General features: G+C 37.6%; 17 protein-coding genes. 16 read left to right on the top strand and 1 reads right to left on the bottom strand.

The genetic code is table 11. The annotated features are described in order from the left end of the window. The first annotated feature begins 55 nt into the window (after positions 1–55). From nhaD to CVT05_RS09300, 16 genes are all read left to right on the top strand, one after another. On the top strand, positions 56–1,444 hold the full coding sequence (gene nhaD, locus CVT05_RS01480; RefSeq protein WP_107697577.1) for a sodium:proton antiporter NhaD: 1,389 nt from the start codon (positions 56–58) through the stop codon (positions 1,442–1,444). A 10-nt stretch (positions 1,445–1,454) separates the two neighbouring features. Continuing rightward, the gene (gene guaA, locus CVT05_RS01485; RefSeq protein ID WP_107697578.1) at positions 1,455–2,987 is read left to right on the top strand and encodes a glutamine-hydrolyzing GMP synthase; all 1,533 of its coding nucleotides are present in this window, start codon (positions 1,455–1,457) and stop codon (positions 2,985–2,987) included. Positions 2,988–3,373: 386 nt separating this feature from the next. Beyond that, the gene (locus tag CVT05_RS01490; RefSeq protein ID WP_103649135.1) at positions 3,374–3,778 is read left to right on the top strand and encodes a YbgA family protein; all 405 of its coding nucleotides are present in this window, start codon (positions 3,374–3,376) and stop codon (positions 3,776–3,778) included. After that, the gene (locus CVT05_RS01495; RefSeq protein WP_107697579.1) at positions 3,762–4,130 is read left to right on the top strand and encodes a TIGR02328 family protein; all 369 of its coding nucleotides are present in this window, start codon (positions 3,762–3,764) and stop codon (positions 4,128–4,130) included. The genes CVT05_RS01490 and CVT05_RS01495 overlap by 17 nt, the downstream gene beginning before the upstream one ends. A gap of 551 nt (positions 4,131–4,681) precedes the next feature. Further along, on the top strand, positions 4,682–5,326 hold the full coding sequence (locus CVT05_RS01505) for a cupin domain-containing protein (protein WP_107697580.1): 645 nt from the start codon (positions 4,682–4,684) through the stop codon (positions 5,324–5,326). A 113-nt stretch (positions 5,327–5,439) separates the two neighbouring features. After that, entirely contained in the window at positions 5,440–6,600 is a 1,161-nt protein-coding gene (locus tag CVT05_RS01510; protein ID WP_107697581.1) for a multidrug effflux MFS transporter, read from the top strand. Continuing rightward, entirely contained in the window at positions 6,593–7,231 is a 639-nt protein-coding gene (locus CVT05_RS01515) for a uroporphyrinogen-III synthase (RefSeq protein WP_107697582.1), read from the top strand. Before CVT05_RS01510 ends, CVT05_RS01515 begins: the two co-directional genes overlap by 8 nt. A 233-nt stretch (positions 7,232–7,464) precedes the next feature. After that, a complete protein-coding gene (gene purD / locus CVT05_RS01520) occupies positions 7,465–8,709 on the top strand; it encodes a phosphoribosylamine--glycine ligase (protein WP_107697583.1) in 1,245 nt (414 codons plus the stop codon). Next, the gene (locus CVT05_RS01525; protein WP_054197002.1) at positions 8,706–9,155 is read left to right on the top strand and encodes an RDD family protein; all 450 of its coding nucleotides are present in this window, start codon (positions 8,706–8,708) and stop codon (positions 9,153–9,155) included. The genes purD and CVT05_RS01525 overlap by 4 nt, the downstream gene beginning before the upstream one ends. Further along, positions 9,148–11,307 (top strand): LPS-assembly protein LptD, encoded by a 2,160-nt coding sequence (locus CVT05_RS01530; protein ID WP_107697584.1) that lies wholly within the window; start codon positions 9,148–9,150, stop codon positions 11,305–11,307. Before CVT05_RS01525 ends, CVT05_RS01530 begins: the two co-directional genes overlap by 8 nt. Continuing rightward, positions 11,308–12,006 (top strand): sodium:proton antiporter, encoded by a 699-nt coding sequence (locus CVT05_RS01535; protein WP_103640248.1) that lies wholly within the window; start codon positions 11,308–11,310, stop codon positions 12,004–12,006. After that, positions 11,996–14,194, top strand: coding sequence for a polyribonucleotide nucleotidyltransferase (locus tag CVT05_RS01540; RefSeq protein ID WP_107697585.1), 2,199 nt, complete (start codon positions 11,996–11,998; stop codon positions 14,192–14,194). Before CVT05_RS01535 ends, CVT05_RS01540 begins: the two co-directional genes overlap by 11 nt. 17 nt (positions 14,195–14,211) lie before the next feature. Further along, positions 14,212–15,063: a universal stress protein gene (locus CVT05_RS01545; protein ID WP_103624438.1), complete on the top strand. Its 852-nt coding sequence runs from the start codon at positions 14,212–14,214 to the stop codon at positions 15,061–15,063. A gap of 609 nt (positions 15,064–15,672) precedes the next feature. After that, positions 15,673–19,290 (top strand): DNA polymerase III subunit alpha, encoded by a 3,618-nt coding sequence (dnaE, locus tag CVT05_RS01555; protein WP_107697586.1) that lies wholly within the window; start codon positions 15,673–15,675, stop codon positions 19,288–19,290. Continuing rightward, positions 19,284–19,637 carry a DUF6882 domain-containing protein gene (locus tag CVT05_RS09295; protein ID WP_199906721.1) on the top strand — a complete coding sequence of 118 codons (354 nt, stop codon included), beginning with the start codon at positions 19,284–19,286 and terminating at the stop codon, positions 19,635–19,637. The genes dnaE and CVT05_RS09295 overlap by 7 nt, the downstream gene beginning before the upstream one ends. Positions 19,638–19,738: 101 nt before the next feature. Further along, positions 19,739–19,981 carry a hypothetical protein gene (locus tag CVT05_RS09300; protein ID WP_199906722.1) on the top strand — a complete coding sequence of 81 codons (243 nt, stop codon included), beginning with the start codon at positions 19,739–19,741 and terminating at the stop codon, positions 19,979–19,981. Here the strand turns inward: CVT05_RS09300 and CVT05_RS01565 are convergent. Then, positions 19,978–20,640 carry a cysteine hydrolase family protein gene (locus CVT05_RS01565; protein ID WP_107697587.1) on the bottom strand — a complete coding sequence of 221 codons (663 nt, stop codon included), beginning with the start codon at positions 20,638–20,640 and terminating at the stop codon, positions 19,978–19,980. The two genes, CVT05_RS09300 and CVT05_RS01565, sit on opposite strands and share 4 nt — an antisense overlap.

Raw genomic sequence — 20,640 nt, forward strand, 5'->3', positions numbered from 1 at the left:
TTTTAGGCTCATTTAAGTAATATATCAAGATTTTTTATTCTACAAGGAGAGTATAATGAGGTTTTTTGGACTTCTAGGCTTGTTTTTCGCGATGGCTTTTGGTGCTGATGGAGAAACCGCAGCTATTGACTTAACTACTACGTGGGCAGGAATTTTATCGCTTATAATTTTTATTGTTGGATATTTTTTCATAGCAGCAGAAGAAAATTTCCATATCGATAAGGCAAAACCTGCTATCTTTATCGGTACGTTTATGTTCCTACTTATCGGCGTTTATATGCTTATAAATGGCATGGATGTGCATTCGCTTGAACATGAGGTAAATCACCTGATTTTAGAGATCGCTCAGATCGTATTTTTCTTGATGGTGGCGATGACTTTTATAGAAGCACTTATAGAAAGAGACGTATTTAATGCACTTAAATATAATCTCGTATCAAAAGGCTATACTTATAGAAAGCTATTTTGGCTAACTGGTATTTTGGCATTTTTCATAAGTCCAGTAGCTGATAACCTAACAACAGCGCTTATTCTTTCAACCGTTCTTCTAACGATAGATAGAAATAATACAAATTTCCTAGTAGCTGGTGCGATAAACATTGTCGTAGCAGCAAATGCAGGTGGAGCATGGAGTCCATTTGGCGATATCACTACGCTTATGGTTTGGGCAGCAGGTAAGTCACCATTCCTAGACTTTTTCGCACTTTTCCCAGCATCTATTATTGGCTGGCTTGTAACAGCATTTTTACTTTCTCGCGTAGTGCCAAGTACTGCACCGCATTTTGATGTGGCAAACGAGCCAAAAGTTGTTATCAAAAAAGGTGGCAAAGCAGTTATCTTTATAGGCGCATTTACTATCTTTTGTGCTGTTATGATGCACCAGCTTTTCCACTTGCCAGCGATGTGGGGCATGATGTTTGGTTTCTCACTACTTAGTCTTTATACTTACTATTTCAAAAAAGCTCACAAAAATGAAGAGCCAATGCATGTATTTCACTATATGTCAAAGATCGAAAACAACACACTATTTTTCTTCTTTGGAATTTTAGCTGCAGTTGGTGCTCTTCATTTTGCTGGATTTTTAAATTACGCTGTATCACTTTATGATAAATTTGGCTCAACTGCTGTAAATATCGGAGTTGGATTCCTTTCAGCAATCGTTGATAACGTCCCTGTTATGTCAGCTGTCTTAAAAGCAAATCCAGCTATGGGAGCTGATGCAGGCGAGGCAATGAGTCAGTGGCTATTAGTGACACTAACTGCTGGTATTGGTGGTTCGATGATCAGCTTTGGTTCAGCAGCTGGTGTTGGAGTAATGGGTAAATTAAAAGGAATTTATACCTTTGGTGCACATATGAAATACGCTTGGATGGTGGTTCTAGGATATATCGTATCGATCATTGTTTGGTATGTGCAGTTTGAAATTTTTCATATCTATTTTTAAAAGGTTATAAATGAACAATACGATTATAGTTTTGGATTTTGGTTCGCAATACACTCAGCTAATAGCTAGAAGGCTAAGAGAAGAGGGCGTCTACACTGAAATTTTGCCATTTAATGCAAAGCTTAGTGAGATAAAGGCGAAAGAGCCAAAAGGTATCATTTTAAGTGGCGGTCCAGCTAGTGTTTATGCTAAAGATGCTTATTTTTGCGATAACGGCGTCTTTGAGTTAAATATCCCTATACTTGGCGTTTGCTACGGCATGCAGCTACTTGCTCACACACATGGAGCTGAGGTTTTAGCGGCTGATCAAAAAGAGTATGGCAAAGCAGAGCTTAATGCTATTAAAGAGCATGAGCTATTTAAAGATACACCTTCAAAACAAATCGTATGGATGAGTCATAGTGACTATGTAAAGGACTTGCCAGAGGGCTTTGAAGTGATCGCTGTTAGTGAAAATTCGCCTTATTGTGCTTTTGGTGATGATAAACGAAAATTTTATGCGATCCAGTTTCACGCAGAGGTACAACACAGCGAATATGGCACGCAAATTTTAAAGAATTTTGCTAAATATATTTGTGGTTGCGAGAGCACTTGGAATATGGGAAGCTTCGCTAAAAATAAGATAGAAGAGATAAGAAAAACAGTTGGCACTCACAAGGTACTTTGTGCAGTTAGCGGTGGCGTGGATAGCTCTGTAACCGCGGCGCTTTTAGCAGCTGCTGTGCCTGAAAATTTGATCCTTGTCTTTGTCGATAACGGACTTCTTAGAACAAATGAAAGAGAGCAGGTTGAGGCTACATTTAGAACAAAGCTTGGTGTTGAGCTAGTTAGCATAGACGCGAGTGAGACCTTTCTTGGTCGCTTAGCTGGCGTCGTTGATCCTGAGAAAAAGCGCAAGATCATAGGTGAGACTTTTATAGAAATTTTTGAAAAAGAGGCTAAGAAGCATGGTGATGTGAAATTTTTAGCTCAAGGCACTCTTTATACTGATATCATCGAAAGCTCAGTCGTTGGCTCAAGCAAAACGATAAAGAGCCACCACAACGTTGGGGGTTTGCCTGATTGGATGACATTTGAACTAATTGAACCACTAAGAGAAATTTTTAAAGATGAGGTTAGAAAGCTAGGTCTTGAGCTTGGACTAAGTCGCGATTTAGTATTCCGTCATCCTTTCCCAGGACCGGGCCTTGCTATCCGCATCATGGGTGAAGTAAATAAACCAAGCCTAGAGCTACTTCGCAAAGCTGATGTGATCTTGCGTGATGAGCTAAAAAGTACTGGTTGGTATAACAAAACTTGGCAGGCTTTCTGCGTACTTTTAAATGTAAATTCTGTCGGAGTAATGGGCGATAACCGCACCTACGAAAACGCTGTTTGCGTGCGCGTGGTTGACGCGAGTGATGGCATGACTGCAAGCTTTTCAAGGCTTCCTTATGATCTACTTGAAAACGTAAGCCGCCGCATTATAAACGAGGTAAACGGCATAAACCGTGTAGTTTACGATATCTCGAGCAAACCGCCTGCAACTATCGAGTGGGAGTAGAGTAACAAAAATATTTCTGCTGTAAAACCGTTGAAAATACAATATCACAACGGCTTACGGAAGCAAAAAGCTCCTTAGTGATACTATTTTGATACTAAAAGTAAGAAAAAGTAGGTTCCAAAGGGAGTTTTAAATTTAGATAAATTATTTAGAAAGCCTTCCATTATTTTGGTGGGAGGCTTTTGTGGAAACAGTGGTTAATAAATTTGAATAGGTTATAGTAATAAAAATCATTTGTATCTGAGCCCACTTTAACATACTAATAATGCAGGATATTCATTTATACCTTACCTAAACAAAAATTTAAATGCTATTAATAAATGCTTAAATTGTGATACATTGTATGGGATTTGTTTTGGTTTGAATATTTTGAAAGAAGCGTCAACATGAGACACAAAGATACAAGAAGAGAATGTGAAGAGTTATGGGCAAAAAATAAATATTTTGTACTAAGCAAATCGCAAAAAGCATATCTGGAGATAAGGGAGTACTTGAAGGAAAAAGAACTGGATGTTGTATGGCTAAATGAAAAAATACAGGAAACAAGAGATATGAAGGAGAGCAAAAAAGATTTTAGTAATGCCATTCTTCATATATGGGGATATTTCAGAAAAGATGCAAATACAATTGAAAAACAGGTATTATTTGATATATTAAATGGATATATGGCAGGGGAGAATAGTCAGAAGGCTGTAATTGAATGCATTAACACTTTACTAAAGAAATACCCTAATGAATATTTAGAAAAATCAACCTTGTTAACAGGAGAAAAATATGAGACTATGGCATGAAAAACTTATCCACTTATTGCCTAAAAATCAGCTTCTTGGACAACACAGGGAATGTTGTGCTTTGAGGGGCAATGGATGGAAAAAGAAACATAAAACCGTAGATTATGTGTTTACATATTCCCCATATCATCTTTTTATTTACCATGTATTGGTTATGGTGGAGATGGAAAAAAGAGGATATAAAGTTTCTGCGGAATGGAAAGATAAAAATTATAGAGGAAGGACGGCAGAAAAGTACAATAATCTTAAAGAGGAAATTATAGGCAGTCCAATTTACAAAGAGCACAATATCGAATATCTAGCTGATTGCATAGAAAATTTAAGAAACAAAGGTATACATTTAAAAGTATAGAAGTTGTGGAAGAGTAAATTGATATAAAAATAAAAGAAGTTGAAGATAAACTGGAAAAAGAATGTGCATCAAAAGAAATATTATATGACCTTTCAGAATGGTTTGGAATACCATAAAGCACAGAAGAGTATATTCGTGATTCGCAGGAAAAGCCTTTTCTCGCTTGTTATATGAATGATGAGTCGGTTGGTTTTGTTGTATAAATGCAACCGGCAAGGATTGTACAGATACTTTTGTAATTGGCATAAAAGATTCCATCAAATGGGTATTGGATTAGTGCTTAACGAAGCTTACAAAACTACGGCAAGGAAGCCGGGTTGCGCATATTAAAAACAGAAACTAAAAAGATACTGTTATAGAATAAAAGAAACAAATATGATATGGTAATTATTGAGTGAGAGTAGACACAAAAATCCCTTTATGAAATTTTCTGTAAATGGAACTTCTTTATACGCATTGGTTTTAATTAGGATATATTTTATCTTTTTATTAACATTGGTCAATGAAATTTAGTTCTTAACCTTTTATAATTTTGCAAAAAAGGATATAAAATGAGTCAAATTTATAATCTAGACAAAGACACAAATATAGTTAAAAAAAGTGTCGTTAGCAAAAGGCTCTTTCAAAATAAAAACGCAAGCGTTGATATATACGCATTTGACGAGGGTGAGGAGCTAGATCACGAGATGCTTTTTATAGATAGCCTTGCCTGGGTGATAGATGGCGAAGCGCAACTTGAGTATGGCAAAAAGCAGATGAAGCTTGGGTATGATGAAGCCTGCCTTATCGAGGCAAAAATCTGGCGAAAACTCAAATTTACAAAGAAAACAAAATATTTACTAATAGATTTTAAGGAGAATGTTATGATAGATCATTTAGACAAAGCGAGTATTTTTTGCCTCGCAGATGCCGTTAGCTACGAGAGTGGCAAGATAGTTAGCAAGACGCTTGTTAAAAATGAGAATGGCTCGATGTCACTGCTTAGTTTTGACAAAGACCAAGAGCTCTCGACCCACGCAGCTCCAGGCGATGCACTACTTATCGCACTTGATGGCGAGATGAAGCTAACTATTGGTGATGAACATTTTGATATCAAAAAAGGCGATACCATCGTGCTTCCAGGCAAAATACCACACGGATTAAAGATAAAAGATAAATTTAAAATGCTCTTAATCGTCACTAAAGACAAAATGTAATACCAAGCCCTATCTTTAGGGCTTTTATATTTTATATATCACGTTAAATTTACCCTTAATAACCCAAAAAGCAAAGTCATAATATAATCTCTTTTAAAATTTAAAGAAAAACTATGAAAAAAGAAAATTCCAAGCTATTTTTATTGCTATTTTTAGGTGCCCTCTCTGCATTTGGACCATTTGTTACAGATCTTTATTTGCCAGCACTTCCGGCTATTACCGAGTGGTTTAAAACAAGTGTCACAGCTACGCAATTAACGATCACGACATCGATGGCAGGCTTAGCCATAGGTCAGCTCATAGTTGGCCCAATAAGTGATAAATTTGGCCGAAAACTGCCCCTTACCATCTCGCTCATCGTCTATACTATAAGCACTATTTTTATATTTTTCTCGCAAAATATCCAGTTTTTTATCTTTATGAGAATTATTCAAGGGCTTGCAAGTGCCGGCAGCTTAGTCATCTCAAGAGCCGTTGTGAGCGACCTTTATAAGGGCCATGAAATGACTAAATTTTTTAGTCTTATGATGGTCGTAAATGGTCTTGCCCCGATACTCTCGCCAATTGGTGGCAGCTTGCTACTTAAATTTACCGACTGGCGCGGCATCTTTATGGCGCTAACCATCATTGGTATTTTGCTTTTTATCGCAAATTTTTATTTCAAAGAGAGCTTAAGCCAGTCAAATCGCTTAAAAATGCCTTTGCTAGTGACTTATAGTGTTTTTGGAAAAATTTTAAGAAAGAAAAAATTTATGCTTTTCGTAAGCATTCAGACATTTGCGATGGGCGCGATGTTTGCCTATATAGCGTCATCTTCGTTTATCTTTCAAGAATTTTATTCTTTAAGTCCAGTAAGCTATAGCTTTTGCTTTGCTTCAAATGGTTTAGGGCTTGTTATAGGAGCAAGGCTTGCTAGTCTTTTAAATGAGAGAAAAGCACTTAAAACCGGGCTTTTTGGCACCTTATTTGCTAGCATTTTTATTGCTTTCATGCTTTGCTTTAAATTTGAAGTGATCGGCGTCATTATCGCATTTTTCTTATTACTTCTTTTTACAGGATTTGTCTTGCCAACTGCTTCATCGCTAGCTATGAACGAAGGCAGAGAATACGCGGGCTCAGCCTCAGCGATACTTGGATTTTGCCCATTTTTCTTAGGCGGTGTCGTCTCTCCGCTAGTTGGGCTTGGCGATATATTTTATTCGACTTCTATTGTTATTTTAGCCTGCACATTACTTGCTTTGATGTCTTTTTTAAGGTTAAAAAGAGTTGCATAAAATTTATCTTATTTCAAATACAAAAACGACTGATGAGAGCGTTATAAATTTAAGTGTTAGCAAGATCGAGTTTTTAAAATTTGAATTAAATTTAAGTGACTATGACGTACTGGTAGCTACTTCTAAAAATGCTTTTAATGCATTAAAATTTAATGGCATTTCGCCTATAAATTTGCCAGTCTTTGCCATTGCAAATAGTTGTGCGTCGGCCGCAAGAGAGTTTGGATTTAGTGAAATTTATACCGGAAAGAACGCTCACGGAGACGACTTTGCAAAGGAAATTTTGCCACTTTTAAAAGGTAAAAATGTTCTTTATCTAAAGGGTAAAGATAGTGCTTCAAATTTCTTAGAAATTTTGCAAAATGGCGGCGTAAATATAAAAGCGATCATCGCCTATGAAAATGTCTTAAATCCTTGCAAAATGGAGCTAAAACCACCAAAAAATAGTATCTTGATCTTCGCTTCTCCGCTAAATGTCAAAAATTTTCTTAGTAATTTTGGCTGGGATGAGAGCTATCAAGCGATAAGCATTGGAAAGGTCACTGCAAAAGAGCTAAAATTTACCGAGCCAATAGTGAGCCAAAGTCAAGATATAAACGCTTGTATCGCGCTTGCCAAAACATTACTTTAAGCAAAGAATTTATATAATTTTATTGCCTGAGTGAAGCGAGTCAGCATTTTACGGGGTCCAACACTTTTTTGTTAGCGAAAAGGTATGGGTGCCTTGTGATGTGGCTTCGTTTGAGTCTGAAAAGGCGAGAAGTTGCAACCGTTTGGTATCCATCTATTTGCAAGATTGGCTTTGTTTATGGGCCACTCTTCTATGCGACGCCCACTCGGGTTTTTTAAATTTACGGAGATGAAATGAATATTCTCATAATAGGAAGTGGCGGCCGCGAATACGCCATTGCTCTAAAACTAAAAAACGAAAAAAATATAAATTTATACTTTGCGCCGGGAAATGGTGCAACCTCACGCCTTGGTGAGAATTTGAAGATAAAAGACTTTTATGAGCTTGCAAAATTTGCTAAACAAAATGATATTGCTCTAACTATCGTGGGCCCTGAAGCACCGCTTAGTGAAGGTGTAGTGGATATCTTTAAAAAAGAGGGCTTGCTTATATTTGGACCAAGCAAAGCAGCTGCTAGACTTGAAGCTAGCAAAGCCTACATGAAGGACTTTTTGGCTAGAAATAACATAAAAACCGCAAGATATTTAAATACAGATGATAAAGAAAAAGCATTTAAATTTATTGATACCCTAAGCGCGCCGATGGTCGTAAAGGCCGATGGCCTTTGTGCTGGCAAAGGCGTTATAATCGCAAATTCTAAAGAGGAGGCCAAAGAGGCAGTTAGCGACATGTTAAGTGGAGCTAGCTTTGGCGAGGCTGGTAAATTTGTGGTAGTTGAAGAGTTTTTGGATGGCTTTGAGCTAAGTTTTTTTGCCATTTGCGACGGAGAAAATTTTGTAAGCTTGCCAGTAGCTCAAGATCATAAACGTCTGCTTGATAATGACGAAGGTCCAAATACTGGTGGCATGGGTGCTTATGCTCCAAGTCCGCTTGCTTCAAAAGAACTTATAAAAAGGGTCGAAGAAGAGATTGTAAAGCCAACTTTAAAAGGGATGAAAAACGAGGGCAGTCCATTTTGTGGAGTGCTTTTTGTGGGACTGATGATTGTGAAAAATGAGCCTTATGTGCTTGAGTTTAACGTGAGATTTGGCGATCCAGAGTGCGAGGTCTTGATGCCGTTAATAGACGGGGATCTGAGTGAAATTTTACTAAACGCTGCAAAAGGTGAGCTAAAGCCCATAAGATTAAAAGATGAATTTGTAGTTGGCGTTGTGATGGCTAGTAAGAACTATCCGTATAAAAGTAGTCCAAAAGCTAAAATTTCAGTTTTAAATGATGTAAAAGATGCTCACATTGCTTATGCTGGTGTTAGCGAGCAAGGCGGAGAAATTTATGCAGATGGTGGCAGAGTATTAGTCTGCGTGGCCACTGCGAAGAGTATAAAAGAGGCACGTGATAGAGCTTATGAGCTTTGCGAAAATGTAAAATTTGACGGAGCACATTATAGAAAAGATATTGCCTGGCAGGCATTAAAATGAGTATGCAGATAGTTGAAAAACTTGAAAAAGAAGAAATTTCGCTAGCGCCATTTTCAAAAAGAGTGCTAGCTTACTCAATTGATGAATGTATTGTTTCTTTTTTGTTTTTGATCATTTACTGGGATGCCTTTTTGTCGGTTATGAGCTATGATGAAGCCAGAAATTTGACTTTAAATTTCTTTTGGCAAATAGTCGCACTAAAGATTATTTATCATACATTTTTTGTTTGGTATTATGGCGCGAGTCTTGGGCAAATGCTAACAAAGACGATGTGCATTAATGTAGAAATTTTAGATAGACCAAATTTTATTTCAAGCTTGGTAAGAGCGATTTTTAGGTTGGTTAGTGAAGCTTGTTTTTATCTTGGTTTTGCATGGGCATTTGCAAATCCAGCTAGGCAGACTTGGCAAGACAAAATAGCAAAAACAGTGGTGATAAATGCGTAAAATTTTATTTTTAGTTCCGGTTTGTATTTTAAATCTAAGTGCAGCTGTGCAAGATGTACAGCTTTTGGCCGATGATGTAAAGCAAGATAAAGGCATCGTCACGGCTAATAAAAATGTTGTTGTATATTCACAAGATTATCTTGTGACAGCTGATTGTGCTGTGTATGATCAAAATAATTCGATTATCGAGCTTTTTGGAAATGTCAACATGATGAAAGGAAAGAGCGAAGTCTCTCGCTCAAACTATGCAAAGTTAAATTTAAAAAATAATGACACTGCTTTTGAATCGCTTTTTATGATGAATAAAGACATGGAAGTATGGATGAGAAGCGATGAAAGCAGCTCTGACAGTGAGTACTATAGAGTAAAAAAAGCGATAGTTTCAAGTTGTAATGTCCAAGATCCTGACTGGAGTATCACCTCAAGCTCAGCTATGCTAAATAAACAAAGCAAATTTTTACATCTTTTTAACCCAGTCTTTCGTATAGCTAATGTGCCAGTTTTTTATTTGCCATATTTTGGTTTTTCAACAGATACCACAAGAAGAACAGGCCTTTTGCCGCCTGAGCTTGGATACGGAAAATCTGAAGGCTTTTATTACAAACAGCCGATTTATTTTGCACCTTATAATGAGTGGGACTTCGAGCTTGATCCGCAGATAAGAACAAACAGAGGTGCTGGAATTTATGGTGCGTTTAGATTTACTGAGTCGCCTGATTCAAGGGGTGAAATAAGCTTTGGCTCATTTACTGATAAAAACAGCTACCAAGCCAAGCAAAAAGGAGAGACCTCAAATAAGGCTGAACTAAAAAATAAAACACATAAAGGTATTGGACTAAAATACGAAAGAGATAAGCTTATAAGATACCTTAGTGAGGCGGATTTGCAAGAGGGAATTTGGATAGACGCAACGAAGCTAAATGATATAGATTATTTAAATTTAAAGGGCAGAGATGATGATTATGATTCGCTTGTAACTTCTAAATTTAACTATTTCATCGCAAATGACGATCATTATTTTGGTGCTTATGCAAAATACTACATAGATACTGAAAAAATTGGCTCAAAAAATGAGAACAAAGACACGCTTCAAGAGCTTCCATCGCTTCAGTATCATAAATTTACAGATGATATTGTCTTGCCAAATATCTTATATTCACTCGATCTTCAGTCACATAGATATGATAGAAAAATAGGCGTTAGAGCGACTCAGTATGAATTTACGCTCCCAGCTTCAGTGCATGCGCCACTGCTTGATGATAGTTTAACGTTTTCATTTTACGAGTACCTATACGCTTCAAGAATAAATTACGAGAATAAGATAAATTCATTTGATGATAAAAGAGAAGATAAGCATACAAATTTTGTAAATAATTACCATAAATTTGCCCTTCACACTGACCTTGCAAAAGCGTATGAAAGCTTTTATCACACTCTAAATTTTGGAGCTGAATACCTACTACCAGGCTATAGAAAAGGAAATTTAGATGATGAGTTTATCTATGATAAAAATCTAAATGAGTATGAAAATTTCTTGACTCAAGAGCAGAGTAAGGAAGAAATTTCTGGTTATTTGACTCAGTATTTCTTTAACTCTAATGGTAGAAAGATTATAAAACATAGTATTTCTCAAGGATATTACACAAAAGAAGATGAATATTCGAATTTAAAAAATGCTATCTATCTATATCCATTTGAAAATTTAAGCCTTTATAATAAGCTTGAGTATTCACACAAGAGCAAAGAGCTTAAAAAGATACAAAGTGGATTTTCATACACAAATGATTTATTTTGGCTAAATATGCTTCACACTATGAAGAAAAATGATAGCAAAATAAAAAATAGCGCAACAAAAGATAGCTATTTTACAAGTAGTCTTGGAGTAAAATTACCTCATCAATATAGTCTTATTGGTGGCTGGCAATATGATATCGAGCGAAGCTACACAAAAAGCTGGAGAGTTGGTGTGCTTCATCAAAGAAAATGCTGGAATTACGGGATAATTTATCAACAAGATGTCGAGCCAACAACAACAATAAACGGCTCAGCATCAACCAGAAAAAATGGTATTTATTTTACGATAAATTTCTATCCAATGGGCGGTTTGCACTATGACTTTTCGCAAAGTAGCACAAAATCGAGTGCCAACTAAATGATAACGGCTAAATTTAAGGATCAATTAGAAGCAGCTAGCAAGCTAATTGAAATTTTGCCAAAAAAAGAGCTCGTAGATAAAAAGACGATAGTCGTTTGTATGTCACTTGAGTCAGTTATACTCACAGATGCAGTTTGTAGAAGTTTAAATTTAAGCTACGAGATGCTCTTTAGCGAGCCAATACCTGCGCCAAACAACAGTGAGTGTGACGTTGCAATAGTCAGTGAAACCGAAGATATAGTTTTAAATGATAAACTTATAAAAGCTTTTAATATAAGCTATGACTATATTTACGGCGAAGCACATAGAAAATATGAAGAGAAAATTTTAAAAAACGTTTATAAATACCGAAAAGGAAATTTGATAGGAGAGCTAAAAGATAAAAATATTTTACTAATCGATGAGGGGTGCGAGACTGGTATGACGGCACTCATTTGCATAAAGACGTTACTTGATGTGAAGGTAAAATCCATCTCATACGCAACGCCAGTGATTGCTACTGATGTCTTTATAAATTTAAATGATATGGTTGATGAAATTTACACGATAAACAAGATCGTTGATTTTATCGATGTGGATTCGTATTACGAGAAAAAGATCGAAGCTACGAGTGAGCGTATCATGTCAATATTAGAAGAGAGCCCTTATTATTTGCCGTTACAAAAACAACAAGGAGATAAAAATAATGCAATATAGTATAGAAGTCAATAATCAGGTTGAAATTTTTGACCTTAATAAAGTAGCAAAACAAGCTAGCGGAGCAGTGCTTTTAAGGGTGAAAAATACCGTCGTTTTAGCAACTGTTGCAAGAGAAGACACACAAGTTGAGGAGGATTTTTTACCTTTAACGGTGCAATACATTGAAAAAGCTTACGCTGCTGGAAAAATTCCTGGTGGATATGTTAAGCGTGAGACAAAGCCAGGCGACTTTGAAACGCTAACAGCTCGCATCATCGATAGATCTCTTAGACCGCTCTTTCCAAAAGGTTACGCATATCCAACTCAAATCGTTGTAATGGTGCTTTCAGCTGATCCTGAAGTTGATTTGCAAGTTGTGAGCCTAAATGCAGCCTCTGTTGCACTATATCTTAGCGACATACCTGTAAATCGCCCAGTTTGTGGCGTGAGAGTTGGTTATATAGATGAAAAATTTGTGATCAACCCAAGCAACTCTGAACTAAAACAAAGCGCGATCGATCTATACGTGGCTGGAACAAAAGATGAGCTTTTGATGATCGAGATGAGAAGCTTGCCTCAGCAAACTACGCAGCTTATCCCGATGGTCGCGATCGAGCCGATGATAGATCCAAGCTTAAGTGATAGCATGGCTCAAAAACAGCTGATGAATGAATTTAGCGAAGATATGATGGTTGAGGCGATTGATTTTGCTGGTAAGGCGATATTAAGGGCTAGCAGTGCTTACGAAGAAGCTTTCAAAGAGCATAAAAAAGAGGACGCTGCGCTTGAGTTAAAACCTGAAATAGAAAATGAAAATATCGCTATTTATATCGATAAATTTTATAAAGCAGAGGTTAAAAACGCGATCAATCAAATGGCAAAAAGCGAGCGTGCGAGCGAACTTAGCAAGATCGCGAAACAAATTTCAAGCGATGAGGTCGCTCAAAAAGAGGGCTGGGACGAGGCTGTCATCACAAATGTCCTTGGCAAATATAAAAAGAAAATCGTTAGAGAGCAGATAATAAATGAAGGCGTAAGAGCTGATGGACGTGGTCTTGAAGAGGTTAGGCCTATTAGTATCGAAACAAATGTGCTTCCAAATGCACATGGCTCATGCCTCTTTACAAGAGGACAGACACAAGCCCTAGTTGTCACTACTCTTGGCACTGACAGCGACGCTCAAATGTATGACATCCTCACTGAAAAAGTACCTTTTGTAGAGAAATTTATGTTTAACTACAACTTCCCGGGCTTTAGCGTAGGTGAGGCAAGCCCACTAAAAGCTCCTGGTAGACGCGAGCTTGGACATGGAAATTTGGCCAAACGTGCCCTTGCGCCAAGCATTGATCTAGCATCACCATACACAATAAGAGTCGTTTCAGAAATTTTAGAGAGCAACGGCTCAAGTTCGATGGCTAGCGTTTGTGGTGGCTCTCTTGCACTTAGGGCAGCTGGCGTAAATACTTTAAAACTTGTCGCAGGTGTCGCTATGGGATTAATATTTGAAGGCGATAAACACGCAGTACTAACAGATATCATGGGGCTTGAAGATCATGACGGTGATATGGACTTTAAAGTAGCAGGTACAAGCGATGGTATCACAGCACTTCAGATGGATATTAAGCTTGGTGGCATTAGCTTAGAAGTGCTAAAAGAGGCACTTTATCAAGCAAAACGTGGTAGAGAGCATATCTTATCTTTGATGGCAGAAGCGGATAAAAATATAGAAATAAATGAAGATGTGCTTCCAAAGCTTGAACTATTTAGTGTCGATCCAAGCAAGATCGTAGACATCATCGGACAAGCTGGCAAGACTATAAAAGAGATCATTGAAAAATTTGAAGTCTCAATCGATCTTGATAGAGAAAAAGGTGAAGTTAAAATCGCAGGTGGAGCAAAGAAAAATGTTGATGCTGCAAAAGATTACATCATCTCTATCACTTCAAAAGACAATGGACGTTCATTTGGCAAAAAGCCGTTTAAACACGACAAAGAACGTTCAAAACCAAATTTTAATATCGGTGATGAGTTTTTGGGAACTGTAAAGAGTGTGGTTGATTTTGGTGTGTTTATCGAGCTAAAAGATGGCATTGATGGCTTGCTTCATATCTCAAAGATAAAAACTCCATTAAATGTAGGCGACCAGATCAAAGTATGTGTGAGCGAGCAAAAAGGAAATAAAATTTCGCTCTCTTTAGTCGAATAAATTTTAAAGGATAGATGATGAAATACAAAAAGTTGCTTTTTCCAATAGGAGCTGGAGACGATATCGAGCCAAGAATTTATGGTGCCCTAAAGGTTGCTCAGTGGTTTAACACACATATGGAAATTATGACTTGCCAGCTTGACCCAAGCGTAGTTTATAATATGAAAATGACGCTTCGTGGAGGAGTGCTTTTTGAGGAATTTCTAAAATCAGCTAAATCTGAACTAGCTGTCGAGCATGAAGAGAATGAGAAAATTTTCAATAAAATTTGTGCTGAGCTTGGCATAAAAGTAACTAGTGAAATCATTGAAGATGTTTGCACTGCAAATTTTACGATTCACAGTGGTAAAAGAAGTGCGATAGTGGAGCAAGAGAGTAAATTTTGCGATCTAGTAGTGGCTGCCGTGCCACTTGATGGAAAGATCACTGGTACATTTGAGTCAGCTGTTTTAAAAAGCGGTAAAAATGCGATTGTAATACCTAGAAAAATGCGTGAGTTTAAAGCCGATAATATCCTTGTTAGCTGGACTGGTACGACGCAAAGCTCAAGGGCATTAACAGGCTCGATCGATCTTTTAAAAAAGGCAAAAAATGTTCAGTGCATTACCTCAAAAGCAAGCCTTGGCGATAATGCCGAACTAAATCTTAAAAAGCTTGAAGAGTACTTCAAAATTCATGGCATATCAGCCACTTTTGAAGTGATCGCTACCACGATGATACCTGGTGAAGCGCTTTTAAAAGCAGCTATTGATAGAAATGCTGATCTAATCGTTGCTAGCAGATATGGTGAAAATGGTCTTATGGAAATGGTGCTTGGTGGCACTTCAAGATTTTTCTTAGAACACACAAATATCCCAGTTTATCTATAATGGATTGCGGCTTAGTCCGCGATCTAATTCTTTTTCATTTTATAGATTTTAAATTCCATTCATTCACAAGAATTGACTACTAAATTTTGGCTTCACTGACCGCTTAGTTCAAATTTTAGAGCCGAAATTACTCTTTAAAATTCGAGGGAGGCTTTTTTTGAATAGAACGCATGCAGTGCGCCAGCACCATTGCATGCACCTTGAACGTGCGAGGGGTTTGGGGGATTTAAAAAGGGGGATAAGGGGACGGCCTCGTAACTCGAGTCCCCTTGTCTCCCTTTTGAATAAAAGAGTTCATAAATTTAAAGTTGGGATTTCAAAAATAGAAATTTACTATTTTCAAATTTTAAAACTTAACTCACTCGCAAGAATTGACTACTAAATTTTGACTTCACTGACCGCTTAGCTCAAATTTTAGAGCCGAAATTACTCGTTCATAAATTTTAAAATTTACAAGACCTTAATAGCATAGTGTGTCAGATGATAGCGCGCTTTGTTCTTAGCCATAAACTACAAATTCTATAAAATTTTAAAGCTCCCATTAAGTTTTCATCAAGCACCTTATTAGCCAAAATTTTGTAAAATCCACTCATTAAAAAAGGATAAAAAATGAGTGAAAATTCTAGCTTTACGCACCTGCATTTACACACCGAATACTCCCTACTTGACGGAGCGAACAAGATAAAAGAGCTAGCTCACGTGCTTCATGATAGAGGCGACACAGCAGCGGCTATCACAGATCACGGCAATATGTTTGGAGCGATAGATTTTTACAAGGCGATGAAAAAAGAGGGGATAAAACCGCTAATTGGCATCGAAGCTTACGTTCATAATGGCGAGCAGCTTGATGACAAGAGTACTAAACAGCGCTTTCACCTTATACTAATCGCCAAAAACGAGACTGGCTATAAAAATTTAATGTATCTTAGCTCCATGAGCTACATCGAGGGCTTTTATTACTACCCTCGTATAAATAAGAAAATCTTAAAAGAGCACAGCGAGGGCTTGGTTTGTAGCTCTGCTTGCTTGCAGGGTGAGGTGAGTTGGCATCTAAATTTAAGTGATCGCAATGTGAAATTTGGCGCAAAGGGCTATGAGAGAGCAAAAGAGGTCGCGCTTGAGTATAAAGAAATTTTTGGAGATGACTTTTATCTTGAGATCATGCGTCACGGCATCGGCGATCAAAAACGCATTGATGATGATATTTTACGCATCGCTAAAGAGACTGGCATAAAGGTTATCGCTACAAACGATACTCACTACACTTTTAAAGAGCGAGCCGACGCTCATGAGGTTTTTATGTGTATCGCGATGAACAAAACTTTAGATGATCCAAACCGACTTCGCCACAGCGTCCATGAGTTTTTTGTAAAAAGCAAAGAGCAAATGAGTGAGCTATTTTTAGATATCCCTGAAGTGATAGAAAATACCCAAGAGATAGTGGATAAGTGCAACCTTGAGATCAAGCTTGGCAACCCAACTCCGCCAAATTTTAAATTTACACTTGAGTATGCAAAAGAGAGAAATTTAACCCTCCCAGAGCCTGAAAATAGATATAGCTTTAAAAATGATGCTGTGTTTTTTGAATATGAATGTAGAAAAGGTCTTGAAGAGAGGCTAAAATTTGTCCCTGAAAATTTACATGACGAATACAAAAAGCGTCTTGAGATAGAGATTGGCATAATCAATAAAATGAATTTCCCAGGCTATATGATGATCGTTTGGGACTTCATAAATGAGGCCAAAAGTAGAGGTGTGCCAGTTGGCCCAGGACGTGGTTCTGCGGCTGGTAGCTTGGTCGCTTACTCGCTAAAGATCACCGACCTTGATCCGATCCCATACAACCTACTTTTTGAGAGGTTTCTAAACCCAGAACGTGTTAGCATGCCAGATATCGACGTGGATTTTTGTCAAAGCAGACGTGGCGAGATCATCGACTATGTTACGCAAAAATACGGAAAATTTAACGTTGCTGGCGTTATTACATTTGGTAAATTGCTCGCAAAAGGTGTTATAAGAGATGTTGCTAGGGTTTGCGATATGCCTTATGCTGAAGCCGATGCGATGGCAAAGCTAATACCTGATGAACTTGGTATTACGCTAAAAGATGCTTATGAAAAAGAGCCAAAGATAGCTGAGCTCATCAGCCAAAATCCAAAGGCAGCTAAAATTTGGAAATTTGCACTTGATCTTGAGGGGCTAAATAGAAACGCTGGTCAGCACGCAGCAGGTGTCGTTATCTCAAATGAGGAGCTGTGGAACAAAACTCCGCTATTTCGTCAGCCAAACAGCCCAGAAGATCGCTATGTTACGCAGTATAGCCTTAAATATCTTGAGGATGTGGATTTAATTAAATTTGACTTTCTTGGACTAAAAACACTAACGGTTATCGATAATGCCATAAAGCTGGTAAAACAACGAACTGGCAAGGATATCATTTGGGAGCAGATCGATAAAAACGATTCTAATGTTTATAAAATGATACAAAGTGGCCAAGCGATAGGAATTTTCCAAATCGAGGGCGAAGGCATGAGAAAGCTAGGAACTAGTTTGCGTCCAGACTGCTTCGAGGACATCGTCGCGATGCTAGCACTCTACCGCCCAGGACCGATGGAGAGTGGCATGCTCGATGATTTTGTCAAAAGAAAACATGGCGAGGCCGAGATAACCTACTCATTTAAAGAGCTTGAGCCAATCCTTGCGCCAACATACGGCGTTATCGTCTATCAAGAGCAAGTTATGCAAATCGTTCAAGCCATAGGCGGCTTTAGCCTTGGTGGGGCGGACCTTGTACGCCGTGCGATGGGTAAAAAGATTAAAGAAGAGATGGACAGGCTAAAGGGTGAGTTTGTAAAAGGAGCTGAGGCAAAAGGGCTAAATGGACAAAAAGCAGACGATCTTTTCGAGCTAATTGTAAAATTTGCAGGATATGGCTTTAATAAATCTCACTCCGCAGCTTACGCCTACGTCACATTTCAGACGGCTTATCTTAAGGCCTATTACCCAGCTGAATTTATGGCCGCACTTCTTACAAGTGAAGAGAGCAACGTCGATAAGATCGTTCGCTATATCGATGAGATAAAACGCATAAATATAGACACTTTGCCACCATCTATCAACAAATCAACCAAAGAATTTAGCGTCGTTAAAAATGGTGATCATGATGGCATTATCTTTGGGCTTGGTGCGATTAAAGGCGTTGGCGGAGCGGCTATTGAAAACATTATCACTGAGCGTGAAGCAAATGGCGAGTTTAAGAGTATGGACGACTTTGTTTCAAGGATCGATCCATTTAAAGTAAATAAAAAGGTCTTTGAAAGTCTCATAAAAGCTGGTTGCTTTGATGAGTTTGGCTTTAGTCGTAAGATGCTTATGCAAAATGTAGAAAATATCATAGAAGCTTGCAAGAGTGCTGCTCAGATCCGTAAAAATGCAGTTGAGAGTTTATTTGGCGAAGATGAGAGCATGAACGATGTGAAGATAAATTTTGTCACGATAAATGACGAATTTGACATCAAGCAAATTTTAAAATTTGAGCAAGAGAGCGTTGGTATCTACCTCTCAGGCCACCCGCTTGATGATTATAAAGACGAGATCAACAAGATAAAATATACTCTAAGCTCAGAATTTGAGAGCTTGCCACAAAGTGCTGAAATTTTAGTCGTTGGTAAGATCGAAGACTTTAGCACAAGGATAACCAAAAGTGGCAAGAAAATGGGCACTATAAATGTGCTTGATTTTCACGGAAATATCGAGATCGCAGTCTTTGAAAGAGAGCTTGGTAACATCGAAGATATCGTAAAGGACGAGGCAAAACGCGACCTGCCTTATGCTTTTAGGATAAATATCACAAAAGATGATCAATTTGTAAGGACAAATTTAAACGAGGTTTATAGCCTAGAAGATGCACAAAATTTAGACTTTAAGACAAGAAAACTAAAACAAAACTCTAAATTTTCTAAAAATGAAGAAGCTAGCACGCCTCAAAGAGCAAGAGAATATGCCGAGCTAGAGGTACTTTTATGCCTTAGTGAGCTTAGCAAAGATAAGATAACTAGCCTTTATAATCTTGGCTATAACGAACATATAAAAAGTGGTACAAACAACGATAAACGTCTTGTTATTAAGATAAAAAATGAAAGTACGGCTCAAATTTTTGTCTATAAGACAAAATTTGTTGTAAATGATAGCTTTAAAGAAAAAGCACTTCAAGCAATAGCTTGCTAAGGCCTGGAGAAGCGATGTTTTTAGATAAGCTTGGCGTAGATAAAAGTAACTGGAGCGAGCTTTTTAGCGCATGTGTTGGCAAAGCGACATTACTTCAAAAACGTGCATTTAAGCTACTTGTTGAAGGTAGCAACTGGCAGGTTGATTTTGATAGTGGCAAAATTTACTTTGATGGGCGTGAGTTTGACATGCAGTTTATTGGCTCTGAAAGTTTCTCGTCAAATACGTGGCTTTGGGGTTATGAAAATATAAATGGCTTTGATGAGCGGTTACTCAAGCTTGCAAATAAAGCACGTGAGTTTGGCGAAAAATTTGGACTTAGTGCATTTAGCACGCCACAAATTTGACCTAGATGAAAATTTCAATGGTCACACGATTAGTATGGTTCTTTGCACCGCTTTTAATGAGCAAAATTATTATAGGATAGAGTACGAGGGAGGAGCGGCGTATGTGGCTTTTAGATCAGATGTGGTCTTTGAAGAAGCCAGTGCTTGCAAATGAGCTTTTAGGCGTAGTAAATGAGTGTTTAAGCAGCTACGAGCTAGATCACAAAATCTTTATAAAAGGACTTTTGCTAAGCTGTGATATGAAATTTAGCGAAAGCCCTAATGAAATCGTATCGAATAAATACGAGCTTAGCTTTAAATTTGACGAGCTAAATAGGCTCATAAATATTTCAAGTAAGCTTTAAAATTTAATACCATTTACCACATCAGCGCCAAGTGCTAGCTTCATATGAAGAGAAAACATCTCGTGGTAAAAATCGCCATTATGTCCTGGTATATCGTACGTTTGCGTAAGATCAAACGGCACGATAACTCTTGATTTTTTATTATATTCATTGGCTCGTAGTTTAAGATAACTAACGCACTGATAAACGCACATATCAGTGCAATCCCCAGTGACTATAAAGGTGTCTAGCTCTGGATGCTCTTCTAAGAATTTCTCAAATTCTTTATTAAACGCAATGCTTAAAGAGTTTTTATAAAATGTCTTGAACTCTTTAAAAAAGCTTAGATTTTCTATCTCTTTTACGGTTTTTATCTCATTTGTATCAAGTATGGCATGTGGCAGAAAATTCTCAAATTCTTTTGAATCACTGGTGTGCCTATCTTCTATAAGGATAAAATTTCTAAAGCCAAAATCTTTCCACGCTCTATCAAAAAGTGTCGCGATCCCTTTTGATAAGGCAGCCACTCTTTGACTAGCGAGCGCACCACTACCAGCAAAAGCCTCTATCATATCGATGCAAATAAATGCAACATTTTTTGCTCCATCGTTTGAAATTTCTCTCAAATCAAGCGTTTGAAGAGATTTTTTAAAAGCCTCAAGTTCGTTTTGTATGTTCAT

The sequence above is a fragment of the Campylobacter concisus genome (assembly GCF_003049705.1).
In the GTDB taxonomy this organism is placed as follows: domain Bacteria; phylum Campylobacterota; class Campylobacteria; order Campylobacterales; family Campylobacteraceae; genus Campylobacter_A; species Campylobacter_A concisus_AR.